The sequence below is a fragment of the Synechococcus sp. BMK-MC-1 genome (assembly GCF_014279955.1).
GTDB lineage: Bacteria > Cyanobacteriota > Cyanobacteriia > PCC-6307 > Cyanobiaceae > Synechococcus_C.
On record NZ_CP047939.1, the window covers coordinates 856,921 to 871,406 of the forward strand.

Here is a 14,486-nt window from a genome sequence, read left to right on the forward strand (position 1 = left end):
AGGGAGCGCCGTTGATGGGGTTCGATCCGCGCCACTGGTCGCCGCAGCGTGCGACGACGTCCTGGCAGAGCTCAGCGTCTGGTCAGCGGGTGACCAGCAATGTGGAGGCACTTCTCCGCGAGAATGATGCCCTGCGCCGTGAAGTGAAGCGTCTGCAGCAGGAGCTCGAGCGCGTGCGTCGTGCCCAGTGGCAGCAGCCCTCTGCCCAGGCCCCTGCACGCATCACTGCGGAGCAGGTTCAAGCCTGGAGTGTGGCCTTGGCCAGGCAGCCGGGATGGAGTCAGCTGCGTCAGAGTGCTCTTGAGGGGCTGATCGACCAGCTCAATCGCAATGGTTTTCCGTCTCGGCTGAGCCTGCAGCAGCGATTGGATCGGTTGGTAAGCGGCTTGGGGACCGATCTGCTCGCTGCAGTCGGACCCAGAACAACCAAAAAAACGGTTGCCGTGATGGCTGCTTTCGCGCTCTATGGCGTGCGCGCCAGCGAATGGCTTGATGAGGATCCGGCCCGGGTTGTGAGCGAGCTTCGTCAGCGCCAGACCCAGGCCAGTCGTCGCCAGACCCGGCGCACCCGCAGTGACCGGCGCACAACGGATCGCGAACCTGCAGCTGCTTCAGGGAGCGCAGAGGAGGCGGCGCTGGCGGTGTTGGGCTTAAGGGTGGGTGCAACCCAGGAGCAGATCAAGCAGGCCTTCCGTCGCCTGGTGAAGCGCCATCATCCAGATGTGGGTGGATCGGCGAGTGCTTTTCGCCGTGTGACTGAGGCCTATCAGCAGCTGGTGGACTGAAGCCAGCTGTGCACGCAGGCCACGCAAGCGGCACTGGATTCGTAGGGCAACACGTTGCGGCCATCGAGCGTGGCGATGGCCGCGTTTGGAAGCTTGCGGCGGTAGGTGTCCAGGCGTTCTGCGACATCGTCCCAGCTGCGGGAACGGCCGATGCCTGTGGCTGATTGGCCGAACACCACCTGCACTGGAATGGTGAGGCCTGTGAACTGGGGCTCCCAGTTGCGTCGCCAGAAACCCGCCAGAAAGGAGAACACGGCCCAACGGGTCTCCATGGCTCGCGCGCCGGTCTGCAACGTCTCCAACCATTCGTCGTCGACCGCGTCCGGCTCCGCGAAGAGGTTCTTGCGCGAGAAGGAGGCGAGGAAACCGCGGCGGCGGGCATAGCGATAGAACAAATCGCCTAGCGGACCACGGAACAGCAGCGTCCACAGCTGCTGGGCTCGCTTCTGCGGGAACGGTTCCGACAGCACGCGCCAGCCCGGTGGGCTGATGGCCACCAGCGCAGCCACCAACTCAGGCGCTTGGTCCTGGAGAGCCAGGGCAATGGGCAGGGATGCCCCCTGGGAGATGAGCACAACGGGCTCAGCTCCGCGGTTCCTCAGGCTGGTGATCAGCGGTTGCGCCCAATCGTGAGGGGTGAGTGGCTGCAGCGGGCAGGGAGCCTTGCCGCAACCAAGGAGATCGGGGGCCAGGAGCGTGCGTTCCGGCTCCAGGGTTCTCCAGTGCTGGATGAACCGGTCCCAGAAGCGGCTGGAGAGCCCGACGCCAATGGGGTGGATCAGCAACAGCGGGGTGGTGCTAGCCAGGGCGCTGCTCCTGCTGGCGCAGGGTTTCGTAGGCCTGCCAGAGACCGTTCACTTCCGCGCAATGGGAGTCGCGGTCGCAGACGCGGTAACGACCATTGCCGACAGCATCGATGGTGGATCCACGGGAGGTGGCGCAGATGCGGCTGACAAACGCCATGGGCTTGATGCGAATGGAACCGGTTTACGTGTTGGCCTGATCCTTTCTCCGAGGAAATTTCATTTCGACATCACTTCTGGGAACGAAAAATCTCCAGGTTGGGCTTGATCGGATGCAGGCGATTCCGTTCACAATGACTGCATCGCTTCGATTCGTGATGTCCAACGCCCGCGACATGATCAATGCCCATCTGTTCCCGGTGCTGGGCCTGATCGCCACAGCCAGTTCGGTGTCGATTGCACTGTCGTTGCGGCCGATTGCCGAACAATCCACTCGTTGGAACACCTGCTACACCGACAGCCTGGCCTGGTATGAAGCCAATAAGCCTGATTGGACGATTCAGGACAAGGAGGTGTTCGCTTCCAATTTCTGCAACGGTGGTGTGCCCGTGAAGCCCGGAGCTGGGTTTCAGTTGGCACGCTGAGTTCAATTACACCCGGCTGTATCCCAGTTGGGTTTGGTTCTTTAGTTACTTCTGAACCGGAGGATTCGACACGTGCGCGGCAAAGGCGGCGCTGTTGGTTCACGCCAGCTCGAGATTGTGTTTCAGGTCTGTGATCCAAACTGCTCGCGCCGTTGTTCACGCTCAGACCGATGCTGCATCGAGTGCTTTCCTCCTTGGCTGTGTGTTCGATCACGGCTGCTGCCGTCTGCGGTTGTACCGGCGGGTCCCAGCCGGCCAGCAAAGCTCAGAAAGCAGCGTCTGCCTCTGGTGAGGTTCAGATCGAGGAGGTGTTCAGCGGCAGTGAATCGCCCAATGGCACTCCGTTGCAGTACCCCGCCGGTAACCCGGAACTGCGTCTGTTCCGGGTGGAGATTCCGGTGGGCGGCAAGATCCCTCTGCATACCCACCCCGCACCGATGTTGGTGTACGTGCAGGGCGAGAATTCCGGTGATCTGCTCAACACCCGGGTGAACCCGATGGATCCAAAGTGAGCAGTGTGTTCAAGCCCGGGGAGGCTTTCATCGAGGGGATGTCAGAACCCCATTACGTGGAGAACGAGGGCAATCAGCCCACGGTGGTTTGGGTGATGGTGGCGTCCGTGGAAGGGCTCCCAACAACGGAATGGATGCAGTGATCGCCTGCTGATGGAGAACGGTTCTGTCAGCGCTTGCGGCCGAGCACCGTGCGCTTCACAACGCCGTCTTCCTTCTGATAAAGCACCAGGTCGTCTTTCTCGAGGGTGTAGTAACGCCGAACGCCATCGGTGCGGTATTCGCGGTTGAAGGGCACCACCCAGGAGGTGCCCATCGCCAACACGTAGATGAGTTCCGACTGATCGGCGCTGAGGCAGAACCGCACCTTCTGGTCCTTGTACAGCCCCACATCGCTCACAAAGGGCGCCTGGAAGTAGTCGCAGGAGTGGGCCCGCTGGTATTCCTGCTTGATGTTCGCCAGAGCCTGTTCAGGCACGGCTGCGCCGAGCAGCAGGGTCCCGAGCAGGGCGGGGAGGAAGGGTGATCGCCCCATGGCATTGACAGTGCAAGGGATCTGCGCCTTTGTAGCGGCTTCTGCCGCTGCCTGCAGTGAGGCAGGGCCGGGTTCTAGTGTTCCAACCGCTACAGAACCGGTTGGTCCGTGTCTCTGATCGAGATGTTCAATTCCCTGGCTCCCTCCAAGGCGCTCGACTTCCTGGGCCGGCTGGGTCTGGCAGCGGTGTTCGTGAACGCCCTCCCGAGCAAGTTCAGTGGCTTTGCCGCCACAGTTGCCTTGATCGCCTCGAAGGGGATTGCCGAGCCCCTGGCTGGAGTGCTGCTGGTGGCAGCGATTGTGATTCTGATTGCTGGCTCGTTGCTGCTGGTGTTTGGCACAAACACCCGTCTGGGTGCTTCGTTGCTGCTGGTGTTTCTCGTTCCCACCACGTTGATCTTTCACACATTTCCGGTGGATGCCAGCTTCTTCATGAACCTGGCCCTGATCGGCGCTTTGGTGCTGGCGATCACACGCTCCACCGGAGCTGCCGTTCCCAACTTCCGCGATGTTCGGGTCCGGGACGGCATGAAGGCGCTGCGTCGCTGACGCAGGCTGATGACCATTCCGTTTGGCGAGCCCGAACCCAGCGATGGCCTGCTTAGCAAGTCGGTGGCATCAACGCGTTTGCGTGCCTGGTTGCAGGCCCGGTTGCGGCAGTTGGCGGCTGCCCAGCGCATCCAGGATGCGAGGGCTCTGCGCAGTGAATTCCTGATCGAGTGAGCCCCCAGCGCCTCAGGGAAGGGCCAGGGCTGTTCCTTCCCGCCGAGGGTCGGCGGCTCCATGCCAGCGGTCGCCGATGCGTTGCAGCAAGCCGATGCCGCTGCCCAGAGTCTGGGAGCGCAACTTGCGCCCGGGGACGTTGAGTTGATTGGGATTGATGGGCCAGGGAAGCGGTGGGTCCTTTTCGATCACGAGGCTGTCTCCCTGGGGGGACAGCAGGGGCAGGCCCACCGATCGCTTCGGAGGTTCCGCCCATTGCAGTGCGGCCAGCAGCACCCGGCTGATGGTGTGCGGGATCCGCTTTCCCCCTGGGCTGCCCAGGGCCAGGACCGGTTGCTGGTTGTTGAAGACGATCGTTGGCGCCATCGACGACACTGGCCGGCGCCCTGGCCGGCGGCGGTTGGCTACGGCGAGCCCCCCGACCACGGGTCGCCAGTCGAAGTCGGTGAGCTGGTTGTTCATCACCATGCCCTCCACCAGATTGCGACTGCCGAACACGGTTTCCACCGTTGTGGTGTAGCTGGCGATGTTGCCTGCACCGTCCACGATCGTGACGTGGGAGGTGCCCAGCTCCGGGCCGGGCCCAGGGCGACCGAAGGGGAACTGCTTCATCCCTGGGGGCAGACCAGGCTGCGGCAAGCGTTCGGGTGAGGCCTGCATGGCCTGGGTACGGGCCTGGACGTAACTCGGATTCAGTAGTCCCTGGATGGGAACGGTTCCATCAATCGGATCGTGCACCCAATAGAGGCGATCGGCATCGGCCCAGGATTCCGCCAGGGCCAGATCGCGCCAGCTTTGTGGGAGGGATGGATCGTTGAAGCCGCCGGTCGCCTCGAGCAGGGCCAGGGTCTGCAGCACCGCCAGCCCGCCGCTGCTTGGCGGGGGCACCGTGCAGACGCGGTGCTTCATCAGCACCCGGCAAAGGGGGGATCGGCGCACCACGGCGTAGGAGGCAAGATCGTTGGCGCTCCAGCCCTTGAAGTTGGGGGCCTGAACCGTCAGGGCGTTCACCCCGCGCTGGATCCGTTGGGCCAGCGGGCCCTCGTAAAAGGCGCGCCCCCCCTCCTGGGCCAGGGTCTGCAGGGTGCGGGCCAGGGCTGGGTTGCGGAACAGACGGCCGGCTGGCAAAGGCGTGCCGCCAGGCAGATACAGCTGTTGAAAGGCCAGGTTGTGGGTTGCGCCGAGGCGCTGGGCCAAGGCGATGGAGCGGCGCAGCCGCGGGCTGGGAAGGAAGCCTTCGCGGGCCAGGCGGATGGCGGGCTCAAGGGTGCTGGACCAGGGGCGTTGCCCCAACTGTTGATGGGCTTCCCAGAGCAGGGCCACGGTGCCAGGCACGCCGATCGCATCCGGATTGCGGGTGGCTGCCCGATAGGAGAGCGGTTCTCCTGACGGCTGAAGCAGGTCGTCGCTGCGGCTGCGTTCCGGTGCGGTTTCACGGCCATCGAACACCTCCAGCGCCTGACGACGGGAATCCCAGTGCAGCAGGAAACCTCCACCTCCGAGCCCGGAACTCTGCGGTTCCGCAACGGCCAGCACCGCCTGCGCTGCAACCAGGGCATCCACGGCATGGCCACCGCGGGCAAGAACGCCCAGAGCGGCTTTGCTGGCCAGGGGGTTGGCGGTGACGACCACGGCCGAGCCGGCAGCCGTGGAGATGCTTTTTTTGCGTGTGTCCGCCTGCTCGGGATCATCGCGACTCACCGGAGCTGCGCTCACGGGGCTGAGCGAGAGCAACAGCAGCAGGGCGCCAATCATCAAGGTGGGGCGGGGATCGGGACAAGCTCTTGCGGAGTCTGGCGCCAGCACTGCCTAGCCTGGAGATTGGGATCGGCTGCAGGAGCGGACCATGACAGATGCAGGCCCATCCACTCCCAACCCGTCGCATGTGGTGGTGATCGGCGCGGGGTGGGCCGGCTGGGGTGCCGCCAAGGCTCTCTGTGAAGCCGGGGTGCGCGTGACGTTGCTGGATGGGATGGCGGATCCCACGGGCAGCACACCCCTCACCACCACCAGCGGTAAACCTTTTGAAGCCGGCACTCGCGGCTTCTGGAAGGACTACCCCAACATCAATGCCCTCACCGCTGAGCTCGGGCTCAGCAATGTGTTCACGGAGTTCACCACCAGCGCCTTCTGGTCACCCGATGGACTGGAGGCCACCGCGCCGGTGTTCGGCGATGCGCTGGCTTGGCCCAGTCCCATCGGGCAGGTGCTCGCCACAGCAACGAATTTCAAACGCCTTCCCGTGGCTGATCGCCTCAGCATTGCCGGGCTCCTCTACGCGATGCTCGATCTCAACCGCAGCGAGGCGGTGTTCGAGCGCTACGACAACCTCGATGCGCTGACGCTATTCCGAAGCCTCGGAATCAGTGAGCGGATGATCAACGATTTCCTCCGTCCCACGCTTCTTGTGGGCTTGTTCAAGCCGCCGGAGGACTTGTCGGCGGCGGTGACGATGGAGCTTCTCTACTACTACTCCTTTGCCCATCAGGATTCCTTCGATGTGCGCTGGATCCGCTCCAGCACCATTGCCGAACAGCTGATTGCCCCATTGGCGCAGCGGCTGATCGATCGCTATGGCCTGCAGGTGCTCGGCGGCACGCTGGCCACGGGTTTGAACCTCCATCCAGATACCAAGGCCGTTGCGTCGGTGCAAACCCGTGCTTCGGCGACGGGTGAGAACGCCGTGATCGACGGAGTGGATGCGGTGGTGCTCACGGTGGGTGCCAAGGGGATGGGCGCACTGATGGCACAGTCGCCAGCCTGTGCCGCTGCAGCCCCTGAACTGGTGGATGCCGGCACTCTCGGGGCCATTGACGTGGTGTCGGTTCGGTTGTGGCTGGACGCCTACGTGGAGGTTGCGGATCCTGCCAATGTGTTCTCCCGATTCGAGGCCTTGCAGGGGGCTGGTGGCACCTTCTTCATGCTCGATCAGCTGCAGCAGCAGACGGAAGCTGCGCTGTGGGGAGGAGAGCTGCCTCGGGGATCGGTGATCGCCAGCGACTTCTACAACGCCACAGCGATCGCGGCTCTGAGCGATGAAGCGATCGTGGCGTTGCTGATGCGCGAGCTCTTGCCGGTGGCCAATCCCGCCTTTCACACCGCCAATGTGCTGGAGGCTGAGGTGCGCCGCTATCCCGGCTCGGTGGCCTGGTTCTCCCCAGGGAGCTTCCGGCAGCGGCCGCCGCTGGAGACGGCGATTCCTTCCTTGGTGTGTGCCGGCGACTGGGTGCGGATGGGGGCGCGGGAATTTGGCGCCAAAGGGCTCTGCCAGGAGCGGGCCTATGTGTGTGGGCTGGAAGCAGCCAATTCCCTGCTGCGGCGCGGGGTGGTGCGAAGCGCCGATCCTGGCGGCCGGGCTCAGCACCGGGTGATTGCGATCCGGCCCGATGAACCCCAGGTGCAGCTGGGGCGCTCACTCAATGCCCAGGTGATGAACACGGCGGACGCCTTGGGCTTGCGTTGGCCCTGGTTGGCATGAAGCGGCTGGCATGAAGCGGATCCTGATCACAGGGGCGAGTTCCGGCATTGGCCTTGAGGCCGCCCGCCTGTTGGCCTGCAGCGGTCATCCACTCACGCTTCTCTGCCGCACCCCAGAGCGTGGTGAGCAGACTCGCGCTCACTTGCTGGCTGGCGGTGCAACGTCCAGTCAAGTGACCTGCCGCGTTGCCGATCTGGCCGACCTGCGCAGTGTGCAGAGTGCCTGCGACCAGCTGCTGGATCGAAGCGAACCCCTGGATGCTCTGGTGCTGAATGCCGGGCAGCAACGAGCCGGGGCCGCGGCGCCGGTGTGGTCACCCCAGGGCATCGAGATCACCTTTGCCGTGAATCAGCTGGCCCACCAGTTGATCGCCACACGCTTGCTTCCGCTGTTGCGGGCTGGATCGCAGCCGCGGGTGGTGATCACTGCTTCCGATGTGCACAACCCTGCCACCGGCGGCGGGCGCGTGGGCCAATCGGCGGATCTGGGTGATCTTTCGGGGCTGAGGGCCGGTGCAGGTTTTGTGAGGGTGGACGGTCACGATCGCTTCGATGGCGATAGGGCCTACAAAGACAGCAAACTCTGCAATGTGCTGCTGGGGCGGGAACTGGACCGCCAGCTTGCGGGCGCCCTGCCGGTGATCGCCTGGAGCCCGGGGTTGGTGATTCCCCGCAGCCCGGAGGGCTTCTTTCGCCACAACCGCCAGAGCAATCCACTGGGGATGGCTCTGTTCGCTGCGGTGGCACGGGATGTTCTGCGGGTGACCGAATCCGTGCCGAGCGCTGGCCGGTTGCTGGCGGACCTGATCACAGACCCTGGGTACGCACAAGCTGGATTCAGCTACTGGAGCAACCGCTTGGTGCGCCCTGGCGTGCATCGCTTCTCTGCCGCTCAGACCAGTGCGGAAGGCGCCGACATGAAGAAAGCCGGAGAGCTGTGGCGTCTCTCGGAGGCGTTGATCCGCAGGGCGTTGGCGTCAGACTGAACGCACTGTCTCCGTCCGCTGATGCCTCCTTCCGTTGTCACCTACGTGCTGGATCGGCTCGCGGATCTCGGCATCGGTCATGTGTTCGGTGTACCCGGCGACTACTCCTTTCCCCTCAATGACGCTGTGGAAGTGCATCCGCGGCTGCAGTGGGTGCCATCGGCCAATGAACTGAATGCGGCCTACGCCGCCGATGGCTACGCCCGTCGCCGTGGTGCCGGGATTGTCTGCACCACCTATGGCGTTGGGGAGCTCAGTGCCCTCAATGGCGTGATGGGCGCAATGGCGGAGAGAGTCCCCGTGTTTCATCTGGTGGGAACCCCCAGCGTGCGCATCGTGCGCCAGGGACTGATCTGTCATCACACCCTGGGTGACACGCGCTACGACCGCTTCGAGGCGATCTCGGCTGCCGCCGGTTGCGTGAGTGCCCGGCTCACGCCCGAGAACGTGGTGGTGGAACTGGAGCGGGTGATCGACAAGGCCCTTGAGGATTCGAGGCCGGCCTATCTCACAGTGCCGATGGATCTGGCGTTGATGCCGATCACCGGCACGCCGATCCAGGGCACACCCATCGGTGCGATCGACCAGCACGCCAGTGTGGCAATGGAGCTGGAGGCCGTGCTCGATCTGGTGATGGGGCGACTCGCTGAGGCCACCCGTCCGCTGGTGATGCCCACGGTCACCCTCAAACGCTTCGGACTGTTGGAGACGTTGGCAACGTTCCTTGAGGTTTCCGGGTTGGCCTATGCCACCACGCCGATGGACAAGGCCCTGCTCAGTGAGGGACACCCCGCGTTCCTGGGGATGTACAACGGCGTGCGCTCCACACCGGCTGCCCTGCAAGACGTTGTGGAAAACGCCGACCTGTTGATCGATCTGGGTGGCTTGGTGATGGAGGACCTCAACACCGGCCTCTGGAGCGGCCATCTGGATGCCAACCGGGTGATTTCCCTGCATGCCGACTGGGTGCAGGCGGGGGATCAGGTGTTCACCAGTGTGAGCCTCAGCGAGGTTCTGGCTGGACTGATCCAGCGCTTCAAGGCCTCGGATGCCAAACCTTGTCAGTGGGGAGACCAGCGCCCGGTGCAGCCCGAGCCCCTGTTGCCGATCAGTGGTGATGGAGATCAGCCCACGGGATCGGCAAGTTTTTATGCACGTCTGCAGCGGTTTCTGCGGCCCACGGATCTGCTGGTGACCGATACCGGAACCTGTCTGCTCAAGCTCAATGCCATGCGCCTGCCGGATGGGGTGGCGATCGAAAGTCAGACCCTGTGGGGTTCGATCGGTTGGGCGACGCCCGCCGCCCTGGGCTGTGCCCTGGCCGATGAGGAACGCCGGGTGGTGCTGGTCACCGGTGACGGGGCGCATCAGCTCACCGTGCAGGAGATCGGCGTGATGGGTTTCACCGGGGCCAGGCCGGTGGTGATCGTGCTGAATAACGGTCTCTTCGGAGTGGAGGCCCTGCTCAGCGAAACCGGTCATGCCTACAACGACCTGGCCCCCTGGAACTATGCCCAGCTCCCCGAGGCCTTCGGTTGCCAGGGATGGTGGAGCGGCCGTGTCTCCACGGTGGCGGAACTGGAGCAGGCGCTGGCGGCGATCAATGCCCACGACGGCGCTGCTTATCTCGAGGTGATCATTCCTCCGGAGGAGAGTCAGCCTCTGCCGGAGGTATTGATTGAAACCATGCATCAGACGGCGACGCCCCATCCGCAAGCAGCTGAGTGAGCAGCGCTTCACAATCGCTGCGGCGCATCCACCGCGGCACCGGATAGGAAGGGTGGGCTTCCTGGAGGGCATCGGCGCTGATTCGGGGAATGTCGACGCTGCGCAGCGATGCAATGAACGGTGGCACCCCCAGCTGCTGGTTGAGCGCCTCCACCCAGCGGATGAAGTCTCGGGCGAGCATCGGGTCGCTGTCCTGCGATGTGCCCAGCCCGGCAGCGCGGGCCAACGCAGCCAGCTTGGGCTCGCAGGCCGGACGGGAAAAGCGCAGCACACTCGGCAACACCAGCGCATTGGCGAGGCCATGGGGGATGGCGTAAAAGCAGCCGAGGGCGTGGGCCAGGGCATGGGCATAGCCCACATTGGTGCGGGTGAAGGCTTCACCGGCGGCATGGGCGGCAAGGGCCATCTGCAGGCGGGCCTCGAGGTCATCCCCATGGGCGTGGGCGCGGGGCAGCCAGCGGGCAATGGCGCTGATTGCCTCGAGGGCGCGGCGGTTGCTGAAGGGGGTGCCGCTGCGGCCGATGTAGGCCTCCACCGCGTGGGTGAGGGCATCGAGGCCACCGGCGGCCGTGATCGCGGGCGGCAGGCCGAGCATCAACTCGGGGTCGATCACCGTGATCGCCGGCAGCAGCTTGAGATCGGCCATGGCGAGTTTGCGTTGCCGTTCCTGATCGGTGAGCACAGCTGCGATCGAGGCTTCTGATCCGGAGCCGGCGGTGGTGGGCACGCAGGCCAGAGGTGGTGGCGGCAGCACCACCCGGAAGAGTCCGTCCATGGCCCGGCAGCTCAGCCAGGGGTTGGCCGCGCGGGCGCCGATCGCCTTGGCGCAATCGATCACCGAGCCGCCGCCCACGGCCACCAGGCTGTCGCAGCGGCCTGCGCGGTAGGCCTGCAATCCAGCTTCCACACAGGCGATGGTGGGATTGTCGGGAACCTGATCGAACACCTGGCAAGGCCGCCCAGCTCCTTCGAGTTTCTGCAGCAGGGGCTGGGGCAGCTGCAACTGCAGCAGTTGCCGGTTGGTGACCAGCAGCGGCCTCCGCCAGCGGCGCCCTCGCATCAGCGGTGGCAACGTCCGCAGGGCACCGGCGCCGATGAGCTTGCGGGGCTGGGGAAAGGGCAACACCAGCGCTAGAGCCTGGAGCAGCCGCTGGTACGCCCGCATGAGCACCACAGTGATGCCCGCTGGTTCGTGATCGGTGCGCACGTTCAAGGAATCGGGCAGTCGGGAAATTTCCGCCTCGCAACGGCATAGCCCTCTTGGCTGGCCTCAAGGCGTGAGCCCGTTTCTTTCTCGACAATGCTTTCCAGCACCCCTTGCATGAAGAGCCTTGCCTCGTCGGTGGTGAGGAGATCAGCGTCCTCGAGCATGCACGTCGTTGTGAGGATGCCTGAGGTGAAGCCAACCCCGAAGGCAAAGGATTCCTGCTGGCTCAATGGCTTGTCTTGAGCGCTTGATGGCGACCCCGAACTCACCATCAGAAGGGCGAAAGCTGATGGTGCCGCAATCGTCTTGATCACCCGAACGATTGTTTGAGCTCTGTTCGGTTTGCTTCTGATCAAGTATTTGGATGCAGCATGAAGAGTCTGCAGGATGTGTGCATCAATCCCCCAGAGCGTTGCCATGCGTGCCTCTGCCTCCCTCCTCCCGGTGCTCGCCGCGTCCCTTTGGTCTCTGCAGCCTCTGCCAACACGGGCCTCTGAAGTGTGTTCCTCAGCCCAGAGCACCGTGGAGGAAACGGGCTGTGTGATTGCGGCTTTGCAGGCGATGGACCAGCGCTTGGAGCAGGCTCTGCAAGCGGTGGCTCTGGAGGCTCGTGCGGTGCCCAGTGAGGTGTTCCAGACCCTCTGGCGCGACAATCTCACCGGTTTCTACAACACCAGTGCTGATCCAGCGGAACAGGCCGCGGCATTCAGGGACGAGCGCCGCAAGGTGTGTGCCTATGCCAAATCCGTGGCGTTTCAGGGCACGGGATATGGCATCTTCACAACCCGCTGCGAGTTGGCGCTGACCCGAACTCTGCTGGATCAACTGCAGCCCTGACGACTTGAGTCAGCCTCGACCGAGACAGGTGTTGAGCGGTGATGCTGTGGATGTGCGCTCTACGTTTTCTGAATGGATTGGGAGAGCTGATGGAGGAATGGACTGATGAGTTCATCACGGCTGCCCAGCAGGAGCTCACGGCGATGGTGAAGGACTGGCAGTACGACTACGGCGCCTCAGATGAGCAGTGTGTCGCCATGCTCCTGTGGAAAGTGCTGCGGCTGAAGCCAGATCTCAAGCTCGACCTCGATGCGCTGAAGCGGTCGCAGCAGCTCAGCGATCAAGCTTGAGCCCGAGGGCTGAGGCGTGATGGCGCAGGTGGGTGTCGATCACACTGGCCACAAAGAAATAGCTGTGGTCATAGTCCGCATGAATGGTGAGTTGCAGCGGCTGGCCGCAGCGCTCGGCTGCCTGCCTGAGGTCGTCCGGTCGCAGCTGCTCCTCGAGGAAGGGATCCGCTGATCCCACATCCACCAGCAGGGTGTCGCCCCGTCGGTGGCCATCCTCGAGCAGGGCCACGCCATCCCAGGCCCGCCAGCGGGTCTGGGCCTCGGCGCTGTTTCCGAGGAAATGGCTGAAGGCCTTCTGCCCCCAGGGGCAAGCGCTGGGATGGCAGATCGGTGCCACCGCCGAAACCGAGCGGAAGCGCTGCGGGTGACGCAAGCCCAGCACCAGGGCCCCATGACCACCCATGGAATGACCAGCCAGCCCCAGGCGGTTGGGGTCCAGGGGCAAGGCTGCGCTGAGCCGGGCCGGGAGCTCCTCCACCACATAGCTGTGCATGCGGTAGTGCTGGTGCCATGGCTCCTGCTCGGCATCCAGGTAAAAGCCGGCGCCATGGCCGAAATCCCAGTGTCCCTCTGGATCACTGGGCACTGCATCGCCACGGGGGCTGGTGTCGGGCATCACCAGGGCCAGCCCGAGCGCGGAGGCCAGTCGCTGGGCGCCCGCCTTCTGCACCGCGTTTTCATCGCTGCAGGTGAGACCTGACAGCCAGATCAGTGCGGGCAGGGCAGACGCTGCGCTGAGCGCGGCGGGGGGCAGATACACACTCACCGTGGTGTCGCTGTGCAGCGTTTCGGCGTGCAGTCGGTAACGCCGCTGTTCTCCGTTGAAGCAGCGGTGGGTGCTGATCAGTTCCATGGCGACTGGATGGGTCGGGACCTTCAGAAATGAACGACGGAGCGGATGCTCTCTCCTTTGTGCATCAATGCAAAGGCGTTGTTGATCGCCTGGAGCCCCATGGTGTGGGTGATGAAGGTGTCGAGAGGGATCTCTCCGTTCTGAAAGCTCTCCACAAAACCCGGCAGTTCGGAGCGACCGCGCACCCCCCCGAAGGCGGAGCCGCGCCACACCCTGCCGGTGACCAGTTGGAAGGGACGGGTGCTGATCTCCTGGCCAGCTCCCGCCACACCGATGATCGTTGATTCACCCCAGCCCTTATGGCACGACTCCAGGGCTGCGCGCATCACCTCCACGTTGCCGATGCACTCAAAGGAGTAGTCGACACCGCCATCGGTGCGTTCGATCAGCACCTCCTGGATCGGGACGTTGTGGTCTCGAGGGTTGATGCATTCGGTGGCTCCCAGTTGCTCGGCGATGGCGAACTTGGCTGGGTTGATGTCGATGCCGATGATCCGTTCAGCACCGGCCTGCACGGCACCGATGATCACAGCCAGGCCGATGCCGCCCAGACCGAACACGGCCACGGAGCTGCCGGGTTCCACCTTGGCGGTGTTGCGCACGGCGCCGATGCCGGTGGTGACACCGCAGCCAAGCAGGCAGACCTTCTCGAGCGGAGCCTTGGGGTTGATGCGCGCCACGGCAATCTCCGGCAGCACGGTGTATTCCGAAAAGGTGGAGGTGCCCATGTAGTGATGGATCATCCGCCCGTTCTTGGAGAAGCGGCTGGTGCCATCGGGCATCAGCCCCCGCCCCTGGGTGCTGCGGATCGCCTGGCAGAGATTGGTCTTGCCGGAGCGGCAGAAGCGGCAGCTGCCGCATTCCGGCGTGTAGAGCGGAATCACGTGGTCGCCGGCGGCCACGGAGCTCACCCCCTCGCCCACCTCCACGACAACGGCGCCGCCTTCATGGCCCAGCACCGCGGGGAACAGTCCTTCGGGATCGGCTCCCGAGAGGGTGTAGGCATCGGTGTGGCACACCCCTGTGGCCACCACCTTGAGCAGCACCTCCCCGGCCTGGGGCGGGGCCACGTCGATCTCCGTGACATCGAGGGGTTCACCGGGAGCCCAGGCCACGGCAGCTCTGGCGCGAATCATGGGCAGATGCTGATGGGCTCAGTCTTCATC

Annotated in this window: 19 protein-coding genes; 11 read left to right on the plus strand and 8 right to left on the minus strand. The window is 64.2% G+C overall.

Annotated elements, in window-relative coordinates:
- The first annotated feature begins 14 nt into the window (after positions 1–14).
- The gene (locus tag SynBMKMC1_RS04705; RefSeq protein ID WP_186472878.1) at positions 15–785 is read left to right on the plus strand and encodes a J domain-containing protein; all 771 of its coding nucleotides are present in this window, start codon (positions 15–17) and stop codon (positions 783–785) included.
- On the opposite strand, the gene SynBMKMC1_RS04710 is transcribed toward SynBMKMC1_RS04705, so the two are convergent.
- Positions 767–1,570, minus strand: a complete 804-nt coding sequence (locus SynBMKMC1_RS04710; RefSeq protein ID WP_255486301.1) for an alpha/beta fold hydrolase — start codon at positions 1,568–1,570, stop codon at positions 767–769. The genes SynBMKMC1_RS04705 and SynBMKMC1_RS04710 overlap by 19 nt on opposite strands.
- A gap of 13 nt (positions 1,571–1,583) precedes the next feature.
- Entirely contained in the window at positions 1,584–1,748 is a 165-nt protein-coding gene (locus SynBMKMC1_RS04715) for a hypothetical protein (RefSeq protein ID WP_011932767.1), read from the minus strand.
- 157 nt (positions 1,749–1,905) lie between these two features.
- Here SynBMKMC1_RS04715 and SynBMKMC1_RS04720 point away from each other — a divergent pair, with 157 nt between their 5' ends.
- The 3 genes from SynBMKMC1_RS04720 (at position 1,906) to SynBMKMC1_RS14620 (ending at position 2,827) form a co-directional block, all read left to right on the plus strand.
- The gene (locus SynBMKMC1_RS04720) at positions 1,906–2,172 is read left to right on the plus strand and encodes a hypothetical protein (RefSeq protein ID WP_186472879.1); all 267 of its coding nucleotides are present in this window, start codon (positions 1,906–1,908) and stop codon (positions 2,170–2,172) included.
- 194 nt (positions 2,173–2,366) lie between these two features.
- Positions 2,367–2,684, plus strand: a complete 318-nt coding sequence (locus SynBMKMC1_RS04725; protein WP_255486302.1) for a hypothetical protein — start codon at positions 2,367–2,369, stop codon at positions 2,682–2,684.
- Positions 2,681–2,827, plus strand: coding sequence for a hypothetical protein (locus SynBMKMC1_RS14620; RefSeq protein WP_255486303.1), 147 nt, complete (start codon positions 2,681–2,683; stop codon positions 2,825–2,827). Before SynBMKMC1_RS04725 ends, SynBMKMC1_RS14620 begins: the two co-directional genes overlap by 4 nt.
- Positions 2,828–2,853: 26 nt before the next feature.
- Here the strand turns inward: SynBMKMC1_RS14620 and SynBMKMC1_RS04730 are convergent, their stop codons facing one another.
- Positions 2,854–3,219, minus strand: a complete 366-nt coding sequence (locus tag SynBMKMC1_RS04730) for a hypothetical protein (protein ID WP_186472880.1) — start codon at positions 3,217–3,219, stop codon at positions 2,854–2,856.
- 123 nt (positions 3,220–3,342) lie between these two features.
- Between SynBMKMC1_RS04730 and SynBMKMC1_RS04735 the strand changes: the two genes are divergently transcribed.
- Both SynBMKMC1_RS04735 and SynBMKMC1_RS04740 read left to right on the plus strand, forming a co-directional pair.
- Positions 3,343–3,768, plus strand: coding sequence for a DoxX family protein (locus tag SynBMKMC1_RS04735; RefSeq protein WP_186472881.1), 426 nt, complete (start codon positions 3,343–3,345; stop codon positions 3,766–3,768).
- Positions 3,769–3,777: 9 nt separating this feature from the next.
- On the plus strand, positions 3,778–3,942 hold the full coding sequence (locus SynBMKMC1_RS04740) for a hypothetical protein (RefSeq protein ID WP_011932773.1): 165 nt from the start codon (positions 3,778–3,780) through the stop codon (positions 3,940–3,942).
- A gap of 12 nt (positions 3,943–3,954) precedes the next feature.
- Here the strand turns inward: SynBMKMC1_RS04740 and SynBMKMC1_RS04745 are convergent, their stop codons facing one another.
- Positions 3,955–5,697: a gamma-glutamyltransferase family protein gene (locus tag SynBMKMC1_RS04745; RefSeq protein ID WP_186472882.1), complete on the minus strand. Its 1,743-nt coding sequence runs from the start codon at positions 5,695–5,697 to the stop codon at positions 3,955–3,957.
- Positions 5,698–5,788: 91 nt separating this feature from the next.
- Here SynBMKMC1_RS04745 and SynBMKMC1_RS04750 point away from each other — a divergent pair, with 91 nt between their 5' ends.
- From SynBMKMC1_RS04750 to SynBMKMC1_RS04760, 3 genes are read left to right on the plus strand one after another with little or no spacing between them, the layout of a single operon-like run.
- A complete protein-coding gene (locus tag SynBMKMC1_RS04750) occupies positions 5,789–7,420 on the plus strand; it encodes an FAD-dependent oxidoreductase (protein ID WP_186472883.1) in 1,632 nt (543 codons plus the stop codon).
- Between the two features lie 10 nt (positions 7,421–7,430).
- Positions 7,431–8,405 carry an SDR family NAD(P)-dependent oxidoreductase gene (locus tag SynBMKMC1_RS04755; RefSeq protein ID WP_186472884.1) on the plus strand — a complete coding sequence of 325 codons (975 nt, stop codon included), beginning with the start codon at positions 7,431–7,433 and terminating at the stop codon, positions 8,403–8,405.
- 21 nt (positions 8,406–8,426) lie between these two features.
- The gene (locus tag SynBMKMC1_RS04760) at positions 8,427–10,133 is read left to right on the plus strand and encodes an alpha-keto acid decarboxylase family protein (protein WP_186472885.1); all 1,707 of its coding nucleotides are present in this window, start codon (positions 8,427–8,429) and stop codon (positions 10,131–10,133) included.
- Here the strand turns inward: SynBMKMC1_RS04760 and SynBMKMC1_RS04765 are convergent.
- The gene (locus tag SynBMKMC1_RS04765; RefSeq protein WP_255486372.1) at positions 10,042–11,340 is read right to left on the minus strand and encodes an iron-containing alcohol dehydrogenase; all 1,299 of its coding nucleotides are present in this window, start codon (positions 11,338–11,340) and stop codon (positions 10,042–10,044) included. The two genes, SynBMKMC1_RS04760 and SynBMKMC1_RS04765, sit on opposite strands and share 92 nt — an antisense overlap.
- A 2-nt stretch (positions 11,341–11,342) precedes the next feature.
- The gene (locus SynBMKMC1_RS04770; protein ID WP_222930375.1) at positions 11,343–11,612 is read right to left on the minus strand and encodes a hypothetical protein; all 270 of its coding nucleotides are present in this window, start codon (positions 11,610–11,612) and stop codon (positions 11,343–11,345) included.
- A gap of 145 nt (positions 11,613–11,757) precedes the next feature.
- On the opposite strand from SynBMKMC1_RS04770, the gene SynBMKMC1_RS04775 reads away from it, so the two are divergent.
- Positions 11,758–12,177 (plus strand): lysozyme inhibitor LprI family protein, encoded by a 420-nt coding sequence (locus tag SynBMKMC1_RS04775; RefSeq protein WP_186472888.1) that lies wholly within the window; start codon positions 11,758–11,760, stop codon positions 12,175–12,177.
- A gap of 50 nt (positions 12,178–12,227) precedes the next feature.
- Entirely contained in the window at positions 12,228–12,467 is a 240-nt protein-coding gene (locus SynBMKMC1_RS04780) for a hypothetical protein (RefSeq protein ID WP_255486305.1), read from the plus strand.
- Here SynBMKMC1_RS04780 and fghA read toward each other — a convergent pair.
- Positions 12,451–13,320, minus strand: coding sequence for an S-formylglutathione hydrolase (gene fghA / locus SynBMKMC1_RS04785; RefSeq protein ID WP_186472889.1), 870 nt, complete (start codon positions 13,318–13,320; stop codon positions 12,451–12,453). The two genes, SynBMKMC1_RS04780 and fghA, sit on opposite strands and share 17 nt — an antisense overlap.
- A gap of 23 nt (positions 13,321–13,343) precedes the next feature.
- Positions 13,344–14,456, minus strand: a complete 1,113-nt coding sequence (locus tag SynBMKMC1_RS04790; protein ID WP_370593934.1) for an S-(hydroxymethyl)glutathione dehydrogenase/class III alcohol dehydrogenase — start codon at positions 14,454–14,456, stop codon at positions 13,344–13,346.
- Positions 14,457–14,486 lie beyond the last annotated feature (30 nt).

Bases quoted from the DNA above. Each gene is read 5' to 3' on its own strand.
- SynBMKMC1_RS04735 (WP_186472881.1), top strand. From the start codon at position 3,343: ATGTTCAATTCCCTGGCTCCCTCCAAGGCGCTCGACTTCCTGGGCCGG.
- SynBMKMC1_RS04780 (WP_255486305.1), top strand. From the start codon at position 12,228: ATGTGCGCTCTACGTTTTCTGAATGGATTGGGAGAGCTGATGGAGGAA.
- SynBMKMC1_RS04745 (WP_186472882.1), bottom strand. From the start codon at position 5,697: ATGATTGGCGCCCTGCTGCTGTTGCTCTCGCTCAGCCCCGTGAGCGCA.
- SynBMKMC1_RS04790 (WP_370593934.1), bottom strand. From the start codon at position 14,456: ATGATTCGCGCCAGAGCTGCCGTGGCCTGGGCTCCCGGTGAACCCCTC.
- SynBMKMC1_RS04720 (WP_186472879.1), top strand. From the start codon at position 1,906: ATGTCCAACGCCCGCGACATGATCAATGCCCATCTGTTCCCGGTGCTG.
- SynBMKMC1_RS04715 (WP_011932767.1), bottom strand. From the start codon at position 1,748: ATGGCGTTTGTCAGCCGCATCTGCGCCACCTCCCGTGGATCCACCATC.
- SynBMKMC1_RS04705 (WP_186472878.1), top strand. From the start codon at position 15: ATGGGGTTCGATCCGCGCCACTGGTCGCCGCAGCGTGCGACGACGTCC.
- SynBMKMC1_RS04750 (WP_186472883.1), top strand. From the start codon at position 5,789: ATGACAGATGCAGGCCCATCCACTCCCAACCCGTCGCATGTGGTGGTG.
- SynBMKMC1_RS04760 (WP_186472885.1), top strand. From the start codon at position 8,427: ATGCCTCCTTCCGTTGTCACCTACGTGCTGGATCGGCTCGCGGATCTC.
- SynBMKMC1_RS04770 (WP_222930375.1), bottom strand. From the start codon at position 11,612: ATGGTGAGTTCGGGGTCGCCATCAAGCGCTCAAGACAAGCCATTGAGC.
- SynBMKMC1_RS04730 (WP_186472880.1), bottom strand. From the start codon at position 3,219: ATGGGGCGATCACCCTTCCTCCCCGCCCTGCTCGGGACCCTGCTGCTC.
- fghA (WP_186472889.1), bottom strand. From the start codon at position 13,320: ATGGAACTGATCAGCACCCACCGCTGCTTCAACGGAGAACAGCGGCGT.
- SynBMKMC1_RS04775 (WP_186472888.1), top strand. From the start codon at position 11,758: ATGCGTGCCTCTGCCTCCCTCCTCCCGGTGCTCGCCGCGTCCCTTTGG.
- SynBMKMC1_RS04740 (WP_011932773.1), top strand. From the start codon at position 3,778: ATGACCATTCCGTTTGGCGAGCCCGAACCCAGCGATGGCCTGCTTAGC.
- SynBMKMC1_RS04755 (WP_186472884.1), top strand. From the start codon at position 7,431: ATGAAGCGGATCCTGATCACAGGGGCGAGTTCCGGCATTGGCCTTGAG.